Genomic DNA, 5216 nt, shown 5'->3' on the forward strand with positions numbered 1-5216 from the left:
CGGGGGTGTCGCCCGCCTCGAGCGCGGCGACGGTGACCCAGCCCTGCGCGCGCATCGCCGCGCCTTCGCTGGCCGGCGTGCCGAACGGCAGGAACAGGCGGCGGCGATCGACGCTCGCGGTGCGCCCGACCAGCGCATCGGCGAACAGCGAGAAACCGGTCGCGGCTTCCTCGGCGCCGGTCTCGTGGACGATCGTGTAGGTGCCGCCGCGGCCCACCTCCCGCGCGCTGCCATCGGCGAACAGCGAGAAGCCGAGCCAGCTCTGATATTCGAACCCGTGCCGCTCGGTCGGATCGAGCGTCAGCGCGACCCGACCGTCGATCGCGTCCGCAATCCGTGCGAGCGCGTCGAGCCGCGAGGCGAGCGCGCCGCTCGTATCGAACGCGCGCAACCGCTCCATCGCCTGCGCGAACGGACCGGCGGCCTCGATCAGCGGGAGGTAGGCGGGCGCGAGCGCGGCAACCGCGCCGGCGTCCTTCGCATCGAGGCGATCGCGCAGCGTCGCGACGTGCTCGGCCGCGACGGGGAGCGGGCCGGCGGCGAGCGTCGGCACCAGATCGGGCAGCGTGAAGTCGATCGACGCGCCGGTAACGTCGGCGGCGGCGATCATGTCGACCGCGACCGCGACGAGTTCCTGCGCCGCGGCGACCGAATCGAGCCCGATCAACTCGCAGCCGATCTGCCGTGTCTCACGCGCGGGTGCGAGCTGCGATGCGCGAAGTTTGAGGACGGAACCGGCGTAGCTCAGGCGCACCGGCCGCGGGTGATGCCCCATCCGCGTCGCGGCAATCCGCGCGACCTGCGCGGTGATGTCGGGGCGGATCGCGAGCGTGCGCTGCGACACCGGATCGACGAATCGCACCGCGTCGTGCAGCCCGCCTGCCTTCAGCCGCATCTCGAGCCCATCGGCGAATTCGGCGAGCGGCGGATCGACGCGCTCGTAACCGTGCAGACGCGCGGCCTCTAGCACGCGGGCTTCCAGTGCCGCCGCCGAATCGGCGAAGGGCGGCAGGCGGTCTCTAAATCCCTCGGGGAGCAAAGCAGTCATGCGCGAGCCTCTAAAGCAGGTTGCCGCGAGATTGAACCGCGTTCGTCGGCATGACGTCCGGGCTTAGCAGGCAGCAACAAAAACCGGCCCTTGCACGATCCTCCCCCGCCAGGGGGGAGGTGGCAGGCGCAGCCTGACGGAGGGGGCGGAAGCGATAACGCTGGTCGCCCTATCCTCCCCCTCCGTCACCTTCGGCGCCACCTCCCCCTGGCGGGGGAGGATTGAGACATCCGGGTCGGATCGGGGGCGGGCCGGGGTGAGGGGCGCCGCGAGCGCTGCCCTTCCCAACGGCCCCTCACCCAACCCTCTCCCCGGAGGGGAGAGGGCTAAGTAAGTAGCAGCCTTAGAAGTTCAGGCCCATTGCGGTCTTCACGCCCGGGAGCGCGCGGACCTTGGTCAGCAGGTCCGGCGTCACCGCCTCGTCGACCGACAGCAGCAGCACCGCCTCGCCACCCGCCGAGCGGCGGCCGAGGTGGAAGGTGCCGATGTTGACGCCCGCCTCGCCCAGCGCGGTGCCGAGGCGGCCGATAAAGCCTGGCGCGTCGACGTTGACGACATAGAGCATCGGCCCCGCCAGATCGGCCTCGATCTTCACCCCGAACAGCTCGACCAGACGCGGTGCCTGGTCGCCGAACAGCGTGCCCGCAACCGACCGCTCGCCATCCTCGGTGCGGACCGCGACGCGCAGCAGCGTGTGGTAATCGCCCTCGCGCTCGGTGCGGACCTCGCGGACCTCGACGCCGCGGTCGCGCGCGATCAGCGGTGCGTTGACCATGTTGACGGTCGCGGTCTGCGTCTTGAGGAACCCGGCGAGCACCGCGCTGGTGATCGGCTTGGGGTTGAGCTCGGCGGCGGCGCCTTCGCTGTGTACCGAGATCCGATCGATCGAGCCGTGCGCGAGCTGGCCGACCATCGAGCCGAGCTTTTCGGCGAGCGCCATATAGGGCTTGAGACGCGGCGCTTCCTCGGCCGACAGCGACGGCATGTTGAGTGCGTTGGTGACGCCGCCCGACATCAGGAAGTCGGCCATCTGCTCGGCGACCTGGATCGCGACGTTGACCTGCGCCTCGCTGGTCGACGCACCGAGATGCGGCGTGCTGACGAAGTTGGGCGTGCCGAACAGCGGCGATGTCTTGGCGGGCTCGTCGACGAACACGTCGAGCGCGGCGCCGCCGACCTGGCCCGAATCGAGCGCCGCCTTGAGCGCGACCTCGTCGATCAGGCCGCCGCGTGCGCAGTTGATGATCCGCACCCCCTTCTTGGTCTTGGCGAGCGCCTCGGCCGAGAGGATGTTGCGCGTCTGGTCGGTCAGCGGCGTGTGCAGCGTGATGAAGTCGGCGCGCGCGAGCAGCTCGTCGAGCGTGACCTTCTCGACGCCCATCTCGATCGCGCGCTCGGGCGTCAGGAACGGATCGAACGCGACGACCTTCATCTTGAGGCCGCGCGCGCGGTCGGCGACGATCGAGCCGATATTGCCCGCGCCGATCAGGCCGAGCGTCTTCGACGTCAGCTCGACGCCCATGAAGCGGTTCTTTTCCCACTTGCCGGCCTGGGTCGAGGCGTCGGCCTCGGGCAGCTGGCGGGCGAGCGCGAACATCAGCGCGATGGCGTGCTCGGCGGTGGTGATCGAGTTGCCGAACGGCGTGTTCATCACGACGACGCCCTTCGCCGACGCGGCGGGGATGTCGACGTTATCGACGCCGATGCCGGCGCGGCCGACGACCTTCAAATTGGTCGCGTGCTCGAGGATCTCCTTGGTGACCTTGGTCGAGCTGCGGATCGCGAGACCGTCATACGCGCCGATCATCGCCATCAGTTCGGCGGGCGTCTTGCCGGTGATCTCGTCGACTTCGACGCCGCGCTCGCGGAAGATTTGGGCGGCGCGGGGATCCATTTTGTCGGAAATGAGGACTTTTGGCATGGGATTGCTCCTGGGAATTTCGGGGAAACGGTGGCGCGCGTTCGGTTTACGACCCCATCCTCACCCCATTTCCGTCACCCCGGCGGACGCCGGGGCCCATGGTTGCGGTCCGCGTCATGAGCGGATGCTCCGTGTCCATGGGTCCCGGCGTTCGCCGGGATGACGGAGAAGGGGTGGGTGTCGGCGGACGAACGAACGCGCGGTAGCGGTTAAGCGGACTTGGCGGTGGCGTAGGCCCAGTCGAGCCACGGCCCGAGCGCTTCGATATCGGCGGTATCGACGGTCGCGCCGCACCAGATTCGCAGGCCCGGAGGCGCGTCGCGGTAGCCGGCGACGTCATACGCAGCACCGGCCTTTTCGAGGGCGGCGGCCATCGTCTTGATCATCGCCTCGTCCGCACCCTCGACCGTCAGGCAGACGCTGGTACGCGAGCGCGTCGCCGGATCGGCGGCGAGATGGCCGAGCCAGTCGCGTTCCGCCACGATCTTGTCGAGAGCCGCGGCATTGGCGTCGGAGCGTGCGATCAACCCGTCCTCGCCCAGCGACTTCGCCCATTCGAGGCTGAAGATCGCGTCCTCGACCGCCAGCATCGACGGGGTGTTGATCGTCTCGCCCTTGAACACGCCCTCGGCGAGCTTGCCCTTCGAGACGAGGCGGAACACCTTCGGCAGCGGCCAGGCGGGGGTGTAGCTCTCGAGCCGCTCGACGGCGCGGGGGCCGAGGATCAGCACGCCGTGCGCACCCTCGCCGCCGAGGACCTTCTGCCACGAGAAGGTCGCGACATCGATCTTCGTCCAGTCGATGTCATAGGCGAACACGCCCGACGTCGCATCGGCGAACGAGAGGCCCTCGCGGTCGTCGGGGATCCAGTCGGCGTTGGGCACGCGCACGCCGCTGGTGGTGCCGTTCCAGGTGAACAGCACGTCGTTCGACCAGTCGACCGAGTCCAGATCGGGGATCTGGCCGTAATCGGCGCGGATCACGGTCGGGTCGATCTTCAGCTGCTTGACCGCATCGGTCACCCAGCCCTCGCCGAAGCTTTCCCAGGCGAGCGCGGTGACGGCCTTGGCGCCCAGCATCGTCCACATCGCCATCTCGTACGCGCCGGTGTCGGAGCCGGGGACGATGCCGATGCGGTGCGTATCGGGGAGCTTCAACAGTTCGCGCATCAGGTCGATGCTGTACTGGAGGCGGGTCTTGCCGATCTTCGAGCGATGCGAGCGACCGAGCGAAGCGGTGGCGAGCTTGTCCGCGGACCAGCCCGGAGGCTTCGCGCAAGGACCGCTGGAGAAAAAGGGGCGTGCCGGTTTGGTGGCAGGCAGCGCAGGCGCACCCGTGGCGGGGGCGTAGGTCGTATCAGTCATGTATCTCTCCTCACAGAGAGCACGCGCGGCGTTGGGACCGCGTGGCCCGTTGCCGGCCCTAAACACGTGGCGCGGGGAGTCAACCGCTCCGGACTCGCTCCACCGCGCCGCGCCCTCGCCCCATCACCCCGGGCTTGTTCCGAAGCCAATGGTGCAGCACGTCATCCATCATGCGAGGCACGACGATGGGCGGACACGGGAATACTCGCAGCGTGACGGCGGTGGTGATGCTGGCGCTGGCGCTGGCCGCCTGCGGTCGCGCCGATCGCCCCACCGCGCCGCAACAGACGCGCCCCAACCTGTCGGTCCCGAGCAACCGCGAGACCGCGCAATGCCTCGCCGACCTGCGCGAACTTCACGTCTCGTTCCAGGTACTGCCCGATCGCGAGACCGGGCCGGGCTGTGGCCTGTTGGGCACGGTGAAGCTCGTCGACATCGGCGTGCCGGTCGCCAATCTCACCGCGGTGCGCTGCGGCGCGGCGCGGGCGTTTATCGGCTGGACCCGCAACGCGGTCGCGCCTGCCGCGTACCAGATGCTCGGCAGCGAACTCGCGCGGATCGACAGCATGGGCAGCTATGCGTGCCGCAACGTCGTCGGCTCGGCCCGCGGCGCCACCCGCCGCTCTGGCCACGCGATCGCCAACGCGGTGGATGTCGGCGGGTTCGTGCTGAAGGACGGGCGGCGGATCACGCTCCTCGACGACTGGAATTCGCCCGATCCGCAGGTCCGGCAGTTCCTCCAGACCATCCGCGCATCCGCGTGCAAGCGATTCGGGACGGTGCTCAGCCCCGACTACAACGCCGCGCACCGCAACCACCTGCATCTCGAGGACGATCGCGCGAATTTCTGCCGTTAGGACATCGGTCTAGCGGCGTGGCCGGG

General features: G+C 69.2%; 4 protein-coding genes. 1 reads left to right on the forward strand and 3 read right to left on the reverse strand.

Annotated elements, in window-relative coordinates; translation table 11 throughout:
• The 3 genes from ASE88_RS17100 to ASE88_RS17110 all read right to left on the reverse strand — a co-directional run.
• On the reverse strand, positions 1-1048 hold a 1048-nt coding region (locus ASE88_RS17100), incomplete at its 3' end, for an ATP phosphoribosyltransferase regulatory subunit (RefSeq protein WP_056480396.1).
• Between the two features lie 343 nt (positions 1049-1391).
• The gene (gene serA, locus ASE88_RS17105; protein ID WP_056480190.1) at positions 1392-2969 is read right to left on the reverse strand and encodes a phosphoglycerate dehydrogenase; all 1578 of its coding nucleotides are present in this window, start codon (positions 2967-2969) and stop codon (positions 1392-1394) included.
• A 209-nt stretch (positions 2970-3178) separates the two neighbouring features.
• Entirely contained in the window at positions 3179-4333 is a 1155-nt protein-coding gene (locus ASE88_RS17110; protein WP_056480194.1) for a phosphoserine transaminase, read from the reverse strand.
• Between the two features lie 170 nt (positions 4334-4503).
• Here ASE88_RS17110 and ASE88_RS17115 point away from each other — a divergent pair, with 170 nt between their 5' ends.
• Positions 4504-5190 carry an extensin family protein gene (locus ASE88_RS17115; RefSeq protein WP_321163437.1) on the forward strand — a complete coding sequence of 229 codons (687 nt, stop codon included), beginning with the start codon at positions 4504-4506 and terminating at the stop codon, positions 5188-5190.
• Positions 5191-5216: the final 26 nt, after the last annotated feature.

Origin of the sequence: Sphingomonas sp. Leaf38 (genome assembly GCF_001421825.1) — a bacterium.
GTDB lineage: Bacteria > Pseudomonadota > Alphaproteobacteria > Sphingomonadales > Sphingomonadaceae > Sphingomonas.

Excerpts from the sequence above, each read along its gene's own strand:
- ASE88_RS17115 (WP_321163437.1), top strand. The coding sequence starts at position 4,504 with ATGCGAGGCACGACGATGGGCGGACACGGGAATACTCGCAGCGTGACG.
- ASE88_RS17110 (WP_056480194.1), bottom strand. The coding sequence starts at position 4,333 with ATGACTGATACGACCTACGCCCCCGCCACGGGTGCGCCTGCGCTGCCT.
- serA (WP_056480190.1), bottom strand. The coding sequence starts at position 2,969 with ATGCCAAAAGTCCTCATTTCCGACAAAATGGATCCCCGCGCCGCCCAA.